The 12953-nt window shown below is 41.9% G+C and carries 12 protein-coding genes; 5 read left to right on the forward strand and 7 right to left on the reverse strand.

Going from position 1 to position 12953, the window contains the following annotated elements; genetic code table 11:
- The first annotated feature begins 2 nt into the window (after window positions 1-2).
- The 3 genes from JMY05_RS11885 to JMY05_RS11895 all read left to right on the forward strand — a co-directional run bounded on the left by JMY05_RS11885 (window position 3) and on the right by JMY05_RS11895 (window position 2077).
- Window positions 3-713, forward strand: a complete 711-nt coding sequence (locus JMY05_RS11885) for an HAD family hydrolase (RefSeq protein WP_045443161.1) — start codon at window positions 3-5, stop codon at window positions 711-713.
- A 99-nt stretch (window positions 714-812) separates the two neighbouring features.
- Window positions 813-1649: a YciK family oxidoreductase gene (locus JMY05_RS11890; RefSeq protein ID WP_045443164.1), complete on the forward strand. Its 837-nt coding sequence runs from the start codon at window positions 813-815 to the stop codon at window positions 1647-1649.
- Window positions 1650-1810: 161 nt separating this feature from the next.
- Complete coding sequence (locus JMY05_RS11895; protein ID WP_045443167.1) at window positions 1811-2077, forward strand: DksA/TraR family C4-type zinc finger protein; 267 nt, start codon at window positions 1811-1813, stop codon at window positions 2075-2077.
- A gap of 62 nt (window positions 2078-2139) precedes the next feature.
- Here the strand turns inward: JMY05_RS11895 and JMY05_RS11900 are convergent, their stop codons facing one another.
- A complete protein-coding gene (locus JMY05_RS11900; protein WP_045443170.1) occupies window positions 2140-3396 on the reverse strand; it encodes a CobW family GTP-binding protein in 1257 nt (418 codons plus the stop codon).
- 119 nt (window positions 3397-3515) lie between these two features.
- The gene (ompR, locus tag JMY05_RS11905; protein ID WP_201615208.1) at window positions 3516-4274 is read right to left on the reverse strand and encodes a two-component system response regulator OmpR; all 759 of its coding nucleotides are present in this window, start codon (window positions 4272-4274) and stop codon (window positions 3516-3518) included.
- 510 nt (window positions 4275-4784) lie between these two features.
- On the opposite strand from ompR, the gene JMY05_RS11910 reads away from it, so the two are divergent.
- Window positions 4785-7334: a Tex family protein gene (locus tag JMY05_RS11910; protein ID WP_045443172.1), complete on the forward strand. Its 2550-nt coding sequence runs from the start codon at window positions 4785-4787 to the stop codon at window positions 7332-7334.
- 162 nt (window positions 7335-7496) lie between these two features.
- Here the strand turns inward: JMY05_RS11910 and JMY05_RS11915 are convergent, their stop codons facing one another.
- The 3 genes from JMY05_RS11915 to JMY05_RS11925 form a co-directional block, all read right to left on the reverse strand.
- The gene (locus tag JMY05_RS11915) at window positions 7497-7892 is read right to left on the reverse strand and encodes a hypothetical protein (RefSeq protein ID WP_045443175.1); all 396 of its coding nucleotides are present in this window, start codon (window positions 7890-7892) and stop codon (window positions 7497-7499) included.
- A gap of 469 nt (window positions 7893-8361) precedes the next feature.
- Complete coding sequence (locus JMY05_RS11920) at window positions 8362-9201, reverse strand: hypothetical protein (RefSeq protein ID WP_045443178.1); 840 nt, start codon at window positions 9199-9201, stop codon at window positions 8362-8364.
- 474 nt (window positions 9202-9675) lie between these two features.
- Complete coding sequence (locus JMY05_RS11925; RefSeq protein WP_201615209.1) at window positions 9676-10968, reverse strand: saccharopine dehydrogenase family protein; 1293 nt, start codon at window positions 10966-10968, stop codon at window positions 9676-9678.
- Window positions 10969-11545: 577 nt separating this feature from the next.
- Here JMY05_RS11925 and JMY05_RS11930 point away from each other — a divergent pair.
- Complete coding sequence (locus JMY05_RS11930; protein ID WP_021814049.1) at window positions 11546-11701, forward strand: DUF1328 domain-containing protein; 156 nt, start codon at window positions 11546-11548, stop codon at window positions 11699-11701.
- 115 nt (window positions 11702-11816) lie between these two features.
- Here the strand turns inward: JMY05_RS11930 and JMY05_RS11935 are convergent, their stop codons facing one another.
- A complete protein-coding gene (locus JMY05_RS11935; RefSeq protein ID WP_045443184.1) occupies window positions 11817-12110 on the reverse strand; it encodes a 4a-hydroxytetrahydrobiopterin dehydratase in 294 nt (97 codons plus the stop codon).
- 375 nt (window positions 12111-12485) lie between these two features.
- Window positions 12486-12779, reverse strand: a complete 294-nt coding sequence (locus JMY05_RS11940; protein WP_045443186.1) for a GNAT family N-acetyltransferase — start codon at window positions 12777-12779, stop codon at window positions 12486-12488.
- Between the last annotated feature and the right edge of the window lie 174 nt (window positions 12780-12953).

Genomic DNA, 12953 nt, shown 5'->3' on the forward strand with positions numbered 1-12953 from the left:
CTATGAGCCAATTTGTAAAAGCGGTTTTATTTGATCTCGATGGGACATTAATCGATACGGCTGCTGATTTTGTCCGTATTATCGGTAAAATGAGCCGCGAAAATGATTGGCAAGCACCCCCTGAAACAGAAATTCGCGAGCAAGTTTCTGCTGGTGCCTCAGCGATGGTACAGTTGATGCTACGTCATAACGATCAAATTGAGGTTAGCGAAGAAGCTTTGCAGGAGTTTCGCCAACAGTTTTTAGATGATTATGAAGCTGAGATATGCGTCGATAGTTGTGTGTTCGCTGAATTAGAAGACGTGTTGACTGCTCTTGAAGAAAAAGGGGTGCCATGGGGTATTGTGACCAACAAGCCGCGTTATCTGGCAGAGAAGTTACTAGACAAGATGCAGTTAGACGGGCGCTGTTCTGCTTTGGTCTGTCCTGATGATGTGTCTCGCTCAAAGCCTGACCCAGAGCCTATGTATGCGGCGTTAGAGAAGCTTGGTATCCCTCGCGGCGCCGCTGAAAGCGTGATTTATGTTGGCGATCATATCCGTGACATTGAAGCTGGCAACGCGGCTGGCATGCCGACGATTCTAGCTGCTTATGGTTATATTCCGCCTGAAGATCAAAAAAACCTAAAGAAATGGGGCGCAGATTATATTACTGATACGCCTGAGCAATTAAACAAGCTGTTGCTTTCTTCTGGTAAATTTGACTATTTATAAATCAAATTATAAATCGAGTTCGCCACACCCTATGTTTTTAAAGAAATACGATAAATACTTAGCATCCCAACTATTAAACGATAAGCAGTGAGTAATGCCATGAGTGACAATATTAATCAGCTGGCTAATCAGCAAGACCACCAAAAAACCGTTCAAAGTCTAACTCAACCTTTAACTCATGATGATATTCGCAACTTTGTGCCATCTGATAATTGTTTAGATGGTAAGACTATTTTGGTCACGGGGGCAGGTGACGGTATCGGCCGCGTTGCCGCGCTGACTTATGCTCGTTATGGAGCGACAGTCCTGTTATTGGGACGTACCAGCAGCAAGCTTGAATATGTTTATGATGAGATTGAAAGTCTTGGTGGCAAACAGCCTGCCATGCTACCGATGAATCTAGAAGGAGCAACCTATGCTGAGATGCAGCAGTTAGAGGGATTGATTAATAAAGAAGTCGGTCAGCTCGATGGCATCTTGCACAATGCGGGTATGCTTGGGCAGCTAACCCCACTTGAGATGTATGACGTCGATACTTTTGCACAAGTTATGAAGGTGAACTTTACCTCGACGTTTATGCTCACCCAAGCACTGCTACCATTACTTAAAGATGCTGAGAATGGCTCTATTGTTTTCACCTCTAGCACGGTCGGTACACATCCTCGCGCGTTCTGGGGTGCTTATGCGCTGTCCAAGCAAGCCGTAGAAGGCATGAGTGATATCTTTACCCAAGAGACGCAGAATACGACTAATTTACGTTTTAACTGTGTCAATCCTGGTGGCACTCGTACCAATATGCGCGCCCATGCTTATCCAGGAGAGAGTCCTATGAGCTTAAAAACGCCTGAAGATATCATGGCAGGCTATGTTTGTCTGATGAGTGATGCCAGTATCGGGGTACGCGGGCAAGTGGTTGAGCTACAGCCAAAAGATTAGCCATGTGATTTTTTGCTAGGAAATGTCATTATTTAGCGCATTTATTCGCTTAATTTCAGATTGAGGCATGCTCTAGTAGGTTGCAATTAATTATAAACAACCCCATCTATTTGTTATTAAAGCGATTTGTAATATCTGATTATCGTAAATAGGATGAAGTTATGGCAGGTGGTTGGTCAAGAGATGGTGCTGAGCATGAGCAAATGGATGCAACGGTAAATGATGCATTAGAGCGGGCAAGACGTGCGTTGCCAACTGGCATCAGTGCCGAGATGTGTGATGAATGCGGCAAGCCTATTCCAGAAGCACGGCGGTTAGCAGTGCCTGGTATTCAGCATTGCGTCAGCTGCCAGACAGAACTTGAACAAGAGGCGAGAGCCGCTGAGTTGTTCAACCGGCGCGGTAGCAAAGACAGTCAATTACGTTAAAAAAGAAAAAGGGCGGACATTGCTATATCGAACAGTAATGTCCGCCCTTTTTTTATCTATTACTATATAACCAGTGCCATTAGTTCACGGTCGCAGGTATCCCAATCGATAGAAGGTAGCGTCTCTATAAAAGATAAAAATGCTGTCCTATCTTTTTCTTCTGAGCGGTCGCTTTCTACCGCTGTATCGTTGTCGTTATTAGTATTTGCATCCAACTGTAATATAATCTCTAGCCGACTATCAACTTGTGCGCTGACCGTACTGGTGGTTAAACTGTCAGGGGTAAAATTGATTTGTAGCCAGCCATCAGACGTATGAACCACACCTTTGATACGTTGCCAGTTCGGTAGCGCTAATAACCAACTCTGTAACTCATCCGCTTTTAATATGTAGTGCGCTGGCAGTCGCCAACCCGCCAACTGTAACTCTTGCTGTTTCTCATGATAACGATAAGGTAGCTCAATATCTGTGTCGGTCTGCGAATCATCTTTGTTTGTAAAAGCGTCGGATGACAAGGTGGTCGATATCGATAGGGCATTACTCTGTGGTTGCAAGCTAGTAATCGATTTTTGAGGGTGAACAATATTGACTGTGCGTTGTTTCGAGATAACCTGACTGGGCTTGGTTAGCTGAGTTTTCAACTCTGACACGCTTGATTTTGATAAAAGAATATTGGATGAATCATTTGTATCATGAGATTTCTGCTCAGATGCTGCCCAAATAATTTTTACCTGTGCATTGAGCTTGGATATCCATTGTTGCAGTGCTTGTTTTTCGCTATCGCTCAATTGAGCATAGCGATTAATGACCAACACATCGGCATCACGGACATGCGCTTGAAAACCGTCATGATGACGATGTTTATCTTGCTGCCATTGCACACCACTCAGTACCGTTATTACTGCTTGCATATTGAGTGCTGTTTGCCAATGCGGTGCACTGAGCTGCATGATAAGCTCACGCGGATGAGCAAGCCCTGTGGGTTCGATGAGCAACCGCTGTGGATGATGCTCATTAAGTAGCCGACTGATAGCAATTTGTAATGGCAGCTGACTGGTACAACAAATACAGCCACCACTGACTTCGCGTATCGCAATATTATCTTGCTCAGGCTTACTATCTTTCGCACTTGCCAGCAGCGCACCATCAATACCGATACGACCAAATTCATTGATCAGCAATGCCCAGCGCTCATCGGCAGGTTTGATAGCAAGCAGCTGATTAATCACTGTGGTCTTGCCAGCACCCAAAAACCCTGTCACCAAGGTGCAGGGTATGTTTTGAAAAATAATAGGTTTTTTCACAGAGGCACTCATCATATAGGTCGTATTTGTGAGTAATCAAACACGGCCTATATTAAAAGGAAATGATATTAGCGTATGTCCTCAATTCAATCGATAATCGGAATTTTCGAAATGAGGACACACATAGTCAAAAGTTACTCACTTTTAACGGTTTCTACTTCAGCTTCGTCAGGAACGAATACGTAGCCTACACCCCAAACGGTTTGGATGTAACGCGCTTGTGAAGGGTTGTCTTCAATCAAACGACGCAAACGTGATACCTGTACGTCGATAGAACGCTCCATCGCACCCCATTCACGACCACGCGCAAGGTTCATTAGTTTGTCACGGGTTAATGGCTCACGTGGATGCTGTACCAGTGCTTTTAGCACCGAAAATTCACCTGTCGTTAAAGTGACAACATTGCCGTCACGTTTAAGCGTACGTGTCGATAAATCAAGCGTCCACGGTCCAAACTCAACCACTTCAAGCTGATGGCTTGGTGCGCCAGGCAGCTCGCGATTTTGACGACGTAATACCGCTTTAATACGAGCCAATAGCTCTTTGGGGTTAAAGGGTTTTGGCAGATAATCATCTGCACCCGCTTCTAGACCAGCGATACGATCGGCATCACCACCTTTGGCTGTTAGCATAATGATAGGAATGTCACCATTATTTTCGCGTAGACGTTTACAGATACTGATGCCGTCTTCGCCTGGTAGCATCAAATCGAGTACCACCAACGAGAAAAGCTCACGCTGCAACAGCTTATCCATTTGACTACCATCATGAGCGGTACGAACGACAAAACCGTCGTCTTCTAGAAAGCGCTGTAATAAAGAGCGCAAGCGTGCATCGTCATCAACGACTAAAATTCGCTGAGTTAAGGTATCAGGGCTGTTATTTTCAGACATACAGGCATCCTCTTATAAAAATTATTATTAGTAGAAATTATCGTTAACAGTCAAGGCTAAAGGTTATATAGTCAAAATGATATAAAGAAAATACGGTGTCAGGTTCGTTGAGTCTACTATTTATAGTATTTTAACGTGCTGTCCTCATCGCTCAATTATCTTGAATCGACTATACAAAAAAACCTGAGCAAAAAAACTGTCTTTATTCAATGAGTGGTCAAAAGTAAAGGTCCGTCTCAATCCATCATAAATTTGAATACTATTGTTCAATGCGTCAGCGCGTACCAATATTTGCGCCTTCGATACTTTAGTGTATAAGATTGCACCACTAATTGCATCACCCATCAGGACAAATGCTGTATGCGTTTGTTTAACAAAGCGACAGAACCTATGATATGAGACGATTTTCGTCATAAAACTAGCGATAAATAACGAAAAGATAAAAAGGATTTTTATTCATGCAGCTTTTGCTATAATGCAAAACTACATTTCTCAACGATTGATACGTCTATGAGTAGCACTGATACCTTAACGCCATCTCAAACCTCGACAAATGCACAGGTTTTGGATGCAACCACACACGCGAATATTCACGACAAGCTTGCTCGCGCGCTTGGCATTAAGACTGCTCAAGTCAATGCGTTTGTCAAACTTTACGATGAAGGCGCGACCGTTCCATTTATTGCCCGTTACCGTAAAGAAAAGACGCAGAATCTTGACGATGCGCAACTGCGAGCTTTAGAGAAGTCACTCAATTATGAGCGTGACATGGCCACCCGTCGCCTCAAAATTACTGAGCTGCTCAGCACGCAGGGCAATCTGACGGACGAGCTACAGACGCGTATCGATAATGCGACGTCGAAACTTGAGCTTGAAGACATCTACTTGCCATACCGCCCGCGTCGCCGCTCTCCTGCCGCCAAAGCACGTGCTGCTGGTCTTGATGTGGCAGCGCAAGCCGTCTTGACGCAAGAAATCATGCCGACAGAAGCACTGGCAGACTATCAAGTACAATCGAGCATTACCGATGATAGTGGTAATGAGATCGAAATTGATTTTAGCGATATCACCAAGCAATTGGCTGGTGTACAAGCCATCATCGTTGATGAATGGACGCAGGCTTTGGCTTTGCTAGACAACTTACGCAGTGGCTTTGCCAAGACGGCCAGTATCGTATCTGCCGTTGCTAGTGAAGAAAAACGTGAAGTCGGCGAAAAATTCAAAGATTACTTCGAGCATAGTGAAAGCCTTGCACGTCTGCCAAATCATCGCCTATTAGCAATGCTGCGCGGTCGCCAAGAAAACGTCTTAGGTCTTAAAATCGAAGGCGAAGACGCACCCTTTATCGAAAAAATCATTAAACATTTTGAGATTGATTCTAAAGCACCTGATGCTCGTCAAGAATTTTTGACAGAAGCTGCGACCAGTTTATGGAAAGACAAATGGCGTCCGCATATTGAACACCGTTTATTGACAGAAAAACGTCTGACTGCTGAGGCCGATGCGATTGACGTGTTTGCTAATAATTTACAGCACTTATTAATGTCAGCGCCTGCCGGTCGCAAAGTAATTTTAGGCGTTGATCCTGGCATTCGTCATGGTGTAAAAATGGCCATCGTCGATGCTCAAGGTCACGTCATGTTAGACAGTGAAGACAAGCCTGTCGTCGCCACAGTTTATCCATTTGCTCCTGATAATAAGATGGATGAAGCTAAAAAAGTCATCGATGAATTATTAAGTACTTACCACGTTGATTTAGTCGCTATCGGTAATGGTACGGCGAGCCGCGAAACAGATGCGATGATTAAAGAAATTTTGGCTGCCAACTCTGAATTACAAGCCAAATCAGTTATCGTCAATGAGTCAGGTGCGTCTGTTTATTCAGCCAGTGAGCTTGCCACTGATGAGCTTGGTAATTTAGACGTTTCTGTACGCGGTGCGGTTTCTATCGCCCGTCGCTTGCAAGACCCTTTATCAGAATTGGTCAAGGTTGATCCAAAAGCGATTGGCGTTGGTCAATATCAGCATGATGTTAACCAAACACAATTGGCAGATAGTCTTGATAAAGTTACGCAAGATAGCGTAAATGCGGTTGGCGTTGATGTAAATACCGCAAGCCCTGCTATCTTGGCACATATCGCTGGTTTGAATAAAAACGTCGCGCAGCAAATCGTGACCTATCGTAAAGAGCATGGTGCTTTTGAAAGTCGTGAATCATTAAAAAACGTTCCACGCTTAGGCGCTAAGACCTTTGAACAAGCAGCAGGCTTCTTGCGTATCCATGGTGGTAGTAATCCCCTTGATGCCACTGGTGTGCATCCAGAAAGCTATGCGCTGGTCGATAGCTTATTGGCACAAACTGGTAAGGCATTGCCAGAAGTCATCGGTAATGACGGCGTACTAAATACGATAGATAGCACTGCACTGGCTGCTAATGATGACAATATTAGTGTAACTGCTATCATCGATGAGCTAGCCAAACCAGCACGCGACCCACGTCCTGAATTTAAGACTGCTAACTTCCGTGAAGACGTTAACAGTATTAAAGACTTGAGCGAGGGTATGCAGCTTGAAGGCGTGGTGACCAATGTGACAGCCTTCGGTTGCTTCGTTGATGTTGGCGTTCATCAGGATGGTTTGGTACATATCTCACAGATGGCCAATGACTTTGTCGCAGACCCGATGAACCGTGTCAAACCAGGCGATATCGTCTCGGTACGTGTCATTTCTATCGATGAAAAACGTGGTCGTATTGGATTTAGTATGAAGCCAGAATCTGAAAAGCCTGCGCGCCCAACAGCGAAAGCGGCTGAAAGTACTGGTAATGATGAGAAAGTCAGTCGTCCACGTAGCGATCATGCAAATAGCAAACGCCCAAACAGTAGCCGTCCATCGACTGATAAGCGCCCGTCGAAATCTCGCGGTAATCGTCAGGATAAAGACCATGCTAATAATGATCGTAGCAAAGCGCCAAGGGCTGATAAAGCAGAAGCACCTAGCAAAATGGGTACGCTTGGGGCGCTGTTACAGGAAGCTGGCGTGACTAAAACCAAAAAATAGTCAATGTTAATAGTGACAAAAAAGGCAGCCATTAGGCTGCCTTTTTTATGGAATGTATCTAAAGATAGAAATTGTTAATGAACACTGATAACTGCTCAAACCTAACTCGCTGAATAACCTCTTTTCAATGATTTCAGCTAACAGCGGGATTTGTATCGTATTCTATAATTCTTCTGTGGCTTCTTCAGCTTCTTGTAATTCTTCTTGTGTGTCTAACGAGTCTTCTTCTTGCATCGCTTCTTCAGAATCTTGAATCAACTCTTGCTCGGCATCCATCGCTTCTTGCTCAGCTTGAAGCTCAGTAGTCATCGGCTGTTGCTCAGCACTGTTGTTAACGCTTGCTCTTGAGATAATCTGTGTCTCACTAATCTGAAATGGGCTAGATTGATTGTCTGCTGAAGTATTATTTGTATTGTCACCTTCCATCTCAAGTGTGGTGGCAGTAGCCGCTGATTGCACATCTACTGCTGCAGTATCAGCAGGTGCTGCCATAGCCAAACTTGGGATAGTGAGTGCAGCGCCAATCAGTAGCGATAAAGACAGAGTACTTTTTTTCATTAATCAATTCCTTAATTTACAATCTTATAATGTCAGCTTAAAAAATTTCAAACTTGACGCTTATGTTGCTAACTGCTGTATACAGCCGTTGCATATCACACATTCATTTAGTAATTCAAATCTATATATTTAATATATCTAACATTTAATTGGTAGACAAAATAAAATCATGATAACCATTAAGAGACTATCATGATGGATTTGGATAAAGAGCTTTATAAGCTGACCTAAATCAGTGATAAAAATCTAAAGGGGAGAATACCAATTAAAGAAGCGTTAGTTCAGTAGTCCATAGATTAAAATTCTAACAGACGGATGTTAGCAGGTGACTTTGTGCAACTATTGTATGGTTATTGTCAGATAAGAAAATAGCATTATTTTCTACTTTCCTATCTCTAATTTTCCTATCTCTAATTTTTATAGCAACGATGTCTCAACGAATCTTGTTCGTTTATATTTCATTAAAGTCTTATTCAATAACAATATACTTGCCAGTGTTTGGATCAACGACGCGTTGTTGAGTGCTGCTACTAGGAACACGAATGACTGGGAAAGTTTGATTGATTTCAGTATTGTCGATGACATCCGCATCTGCTTCTTCACCAACGATTACAGTACGATTAGCCTCGTCTTCGATAGCAATGGCTGTACCTGACGCTGTGTTTACTCGCTTGATTTGATCGTTCGGTACGATGATGACTTCTTTGACACTATATTTAGTAGGGCGGATAACACGTGTGGTTTCAACGATGACAGGCTCTACACGGCGATCTTCGATAATCGCGAGTTGTGCTTCTGGTGCTTCAGCTTCTTTTGTTTCGCTCGTAATAGGCGTTGGAAACTTGGCACCGAAGTGGTTATCGCACTGCTGCATGCTTAAACGTACTGGATTGCCAGCCTTATCCATATAGACGTTGACAGGCATATCAGCGGCGATAGGGACGTATTTCCCAACCAATGCACCCGAAACACCATAGCGACCATTTGACTGCCCAACCCCTAAATCACAAGCACCTGCTGAGTAATCACTGGCTGTTAAGTTGTTTGCATTGACCACTGTTTGAGGAATCATTACTTCAGACAAGCGCATTTTTTTGACAGTTGCTTCACCTGCTTGGCGCTTTGGGTTTTGATAAGTATAAGGGGTATAAAATTTGGCCGAACCGTCTTTGACAGCGGTGACACACTCCTCATAACTGTCATAGCCAACATTGCCGTGGCTATCGGTAGTCATAGCGGCGTTAGCAGAGCTTGCAAACACAGCAAGACTGGATGTCATCACAGCAGCGGTCAATATATTTATTTTCATTGTTATGTCCTTTTAATTAGATGAGGGTCTATTGATTTATTACAAATTTATGATAAATCAGTAAAACTTAATTTTTATTAATATGATTTTTATTGCACTAGAAAATTACTCTGAGGTGTCTAAGGTCCAAATGAAATATTAATGAGCCAATTATCCCTCTCAAAGCTGCTATACAATATGGGATAAAAAAATATGAGATAAAAAATTGCTTAACCTCTTTTATCCTACGTCATTCACTGCAATATGGCTGTGACATTACTCTAGAAATGTGTAGCTTAATGTATTAAAAAGGCAAGAAATGCCAATATCATTTACCAAATAATCACGTTATTATTATTTATTAACAATCGCTCAAAAGATTTCAATCTGAATAATGAGAAAAAATAGGCAATAAAAAACCGTATCTCGTTGCTAAGATACGGTCATTAATTAGATATTAAGAAGTAGATTGCTTCGATTTATAAATGGGTAATCTTACGAATCGACAACTTCAAAACTAAGACCCGCATGCTCTTCTAAACGCGCCAGTAGATGATTACCCATGGCAGAGGCTGGTGTCCAAAAACCACCACCAATTTCTTCTTTGCTGATATCTTGTGCTAAGCATAACGCTGCTTGCGCTAGCATACGCGAGGTACTGCCGTAACCTGGATCTTTGTCACCCGTTACTTTCGTATTGATGGTGTCTTTATTAGCCGTTTCTCCAAAGAGGCGAATGTCAAAGTAGCCGTTTGCTTGCTCTTCTGCAGAAGGACCAGAACCTGACTTTGGTAGCACGTGCTTAGCTAATAACTCACGGCTCGGTTTGACCATCATAGCAGTGGCAAATCCAAACAAGCCAGCGCTCATTGCATAGCTTGATAATTGACCTTTCACACCATCTTGCATCCACATTGCTTCGTCATATTTAAAGTCACGACCATATTCATAGCCAAGCAATTGGTTGGTGCGATGCACGATACGGGTATTGATGCTAGCCATGACAAAAGGCGCAAGCCAGCGTTTGTGCTCACTATCGTATGCTGGCTTACTGACATTAGCTTGGCGCACGTTTGGCGCATCTTTGTCATCATTGAGCAGATAAGGATTTGCTACCTGCTTACGACGTGACTTGTCCTTTCCAACTTCTTCAAAAATAGTCGCCATCGAGGCAATGGTGCCACCCGATAGACCGCCTTTCGCTGCTTTGACACGCATATGAATCACATCACAAGCGCGACCAAATTTCTTTTCTGCTTGGGTTTGGGTAAAGTAGACGCCCAAATCCGATGGAATCGAATCAAAGCCACACGAGTTGACAATACGAGCGCCGCTTTGCTTTGCCGCGTCCTGATACTTATCCATCATGTCTTTGATAAATATAGCTTCACCGGTGAGATCGACATAATCTGTCCCATGAGTGGTACAAGATTTGATCAGCGGCTCACCGTATTTAAGATAAGGACCGACGGTTGAAATGATGACTTGGGTTTGTTTGGTCATCTCATCAAGGCTATCCGCATCGTCACTATTAGCAAGAATAATATCGACAGTGCTGCCAAGTTTAGATTGCAATTCGTTCAGTTTTGCTTCATCACGCCCAGCAATCGCCCACGTGACATCGGCGCCATCTTTGTCTTTAGTATTAGATAAAAACTCTTTTAAATAGTGTGCTGTGATTTGACCAACAAAGCTGGTTGCACCATATAAGACGACTGCGTAAGGGCGCTTTTCATCGCTGCGCTGTCGTGTATTGTTTGAGGTATCCGTATTAGTATTGGTATCCATATTTATTATCCTTAATAGCTATTTTGATGAGTCGTGTGACGTTTAAAATTTGTTGCCATTTAACAGTCAGAGTTTGAAGTCTAATTTTTTGATAGAAATCAGGTTAACTATATATATAAGTCATGACTAAATGAGTCATGGGTCAGACTTATATCTGCCTGAAAAAGATATATTAAAGTATTTTTGACCATTAAAAATGACTTGTAAGTTACTGTTTATAGCAGATTATATGATGAAAATGTTGATGGCTAAGTGATAACTAACCATCTGTACACATAACTCCCATAAAGAGATGAAAAAAAGGTTCGATGTTAAGATTTGCTACAAAGGTTACATAACCTACCGATATCATTACCAAAATGAACGTTTTCTAAAGATAAATATTGCTAATCTATGGTCGTAAGCAGTATTAATGGTTGAAAAACTAATAAATATCAAAAAAACAAAAAGTAAAGAAAAAGGAGTTTTAGAGAGAGCAAGGCAGTCATTAATAATAGTAATTATTTCTTATTAATAATTGTCCATTGCATCAATCTAAATATCTGGTTTTCTAATAATAATTTTTAAGGAGAAGGTTATGTTTCGCTGGGCTATTATTTTTGCCGTGATCGCATTGTTAGCAAGTTTATTGGGTTTTGGCGGTGTTGCAGGATTGTCTGCTAATTTGGCATATATTTTCTTAGCAGTCGCTGTCATTTTATTTATTGTGGCATTTGTAAGCCGCAAGATGTAATTAATAACTGTAAATTGTTAAATAAAAAAGTCCTCAATTGAGGACTTTTTTTGGTATTTAATAATGTATTTACTAATGAAAAATTTTTATAAACATTATAAAAACAAACACATCACTATAAACGTTTCGGCTGGACTATGTGTTCCATCCGTTTCGCCAGACGAATATCATGGCTGGTAATACCGCCGGTATCGCCAGTAGTCAAGCGCACCTCTACCATGTTATAAGTGTTGCGCCATTCGGGATGATGCTCGAGCGCTTCGGCATGGAACGCGGCTTGATTCATAAAGCTTATGGCTTCGATGAAATCGCTGAAGTGATATGTTTTTACGATAGCATTGCCCTCGCGCTGCCAACCGGGCAATTCTTCTAGCTGCAAATTTACTTGCTTATCAGATAAACTACTCATATTAATCACCTTTATTATTATGTTGGTTTGGTTTATTAAAAACTATATCAGGCACTACATTGTAGCTGTCAAAGCTATTGTACGAAACTTCAATCCTCTTTTTCAGTGGTATCATTGACGCTATTACATTACTGTAAAGACCTTTTTTTCTATTGCCATTATAGGTCAGAAAACCCGCCTATATTTGCTATCTTGCCATATATTCGAAGATAAATATACGAGGGCAGATAGCAAATAAATAGGAGGGTAGTAGCGTATTAACGCTTCAATTTTATTAGCCAAGCTGAACCATAGTAAATGCTTAAAACATTTCTAAAGAAATTATGACGCTTATTAGCATACTGCATTTTCTATGGCTCATCGCTAAAGAGTGGACTATAGCAAGTCTTGGTAATCAGGATGTTTGCTGATATATGACGAGACAAATGAGCACTGTGGTATCACTTTTTTATTCTGTTCACGAGCATAGTTGAGGGCATGCTTAACCAATGCTGAGCCAATACCGCGCCCGCCTAGCTCCTGAGGTACGATAGTATGATCATAAACTAATGTATCGTCACGCTCTTGATAGCTAATATAGACAGTATAACCGTCAATAGAGGTCTCAAAGCGTTTAGCCTGTTCATCATGGGTGATGGTTAGGTTTTGTTCAGAGTTTTGATTTTTCATGGATATTCTCCGTTATTATTGATTATTATCGTTAACTATTATTGGTTTTTTTAGTATGGATCAATCGTATTTTTAAATGAAAAGAGCTTGAATGACCAAATAGATTGTTCACTAAAGTATGAGTCCTTTCGATTCACATTTATAGTTCTTTACCGTAAGAGTCGATAGAGTAAA

The sequence above is a fragment of the Psychrobacter sp. JCM 18902 genome (assembly GCF_904846615.1).
GTDB lineage: Bacteria > Pseudomonadota > Gammaproteobacteria > Pseudomonadales > Moraxellaceae > Psychrobacter.

Excerpts from the sequence above, each read along its gene's own strand:
- JMY05_RS11940 (WP_045443186.1), bottom strand. The coding sequence starts at position 12,779 with ATGAAAAATCAAAACTCTGAACAAAACCTAACCATCACCCATGATGAA.
- JMY05_RS11930 (WP_021814049.1), top strand. The coding sequence starts at position 11,546 with ATGTTTCGCTGGGCTATTATTTTTGCCGTGATCGCATTGTTAGCAAGT.
- JMY05_RS11925 (WP_201615209.1), bottom strand. The coding sequence starts at position 10,968 with ATGGATACCAATACTAATACGGATACCTCAAACAATACACGACAGCGC.
- JMY05_RS11890 (WP_045443164.1), top strand. The coding sequence starts at position 813 with ATGAGTGACAATATTAATCAGCTGGCTAATCAGCAAGACCACCAAAAA.
- JMY05_RS11910 (WP_045443172.1), top strand. The coding sequence starts at position 4,785 with ATGAGTAGCACTGATACCTTAACGCCATCTCAAACCTCGACAAATGCA.
- JMY05_RS11915 (WP_045443175.1), bottom strand. The coding sequence starts at position 7,892 with ATGAAAAAAAGTACTCTGTCTTTATCGCTACTGATTGGCGCTGCACTC.
- JMY05_RS11920 (WP_045443178.1), bottom strand. The coding sequence starts at position 9,201 with ATGAAAATAAATATATTGACCGCTGCTGTGATGACATCCAGTCTTGCT.
- JMY05_RS11885 (WP_045443161.1), top strand. The coding sequence starts at position 3 with ATGAGCCAATTTGTAAAAGCGGTTTTATTTGATCTCGATGGGACATTA.
- JMY05_RS11935 (WP_045443184.1), bottom strand. The coding sequence starts at position 12,110 with ATGAGTAGTTTATCTGATAAGCAAGTAAATTTGCAGCTAGAAGAATTG.
- JMY05_RS11900 (WP_045443170.1), bottom strand. The coding sequence starts at position 3,396 with ATGATGAGTGCCTCTGTGAAAAAACCTATTATTTTTCAAAACATACCC.
- ompR (WP_201615208.1), bottom strand. The coding sequence starts at position 4,274 with ATGTCTGAAAATAACAGCCCTGATACCTTAACTCAGCGAATTTTAGTC.
- JMY05_RS11895 (WP_045443167.1), top strand. The coding sequence starts at position 1,811 with ATGGCAGGTGGTTGGTCAAGAGATGGTGCTGAGCATGAGCAAATGGAT.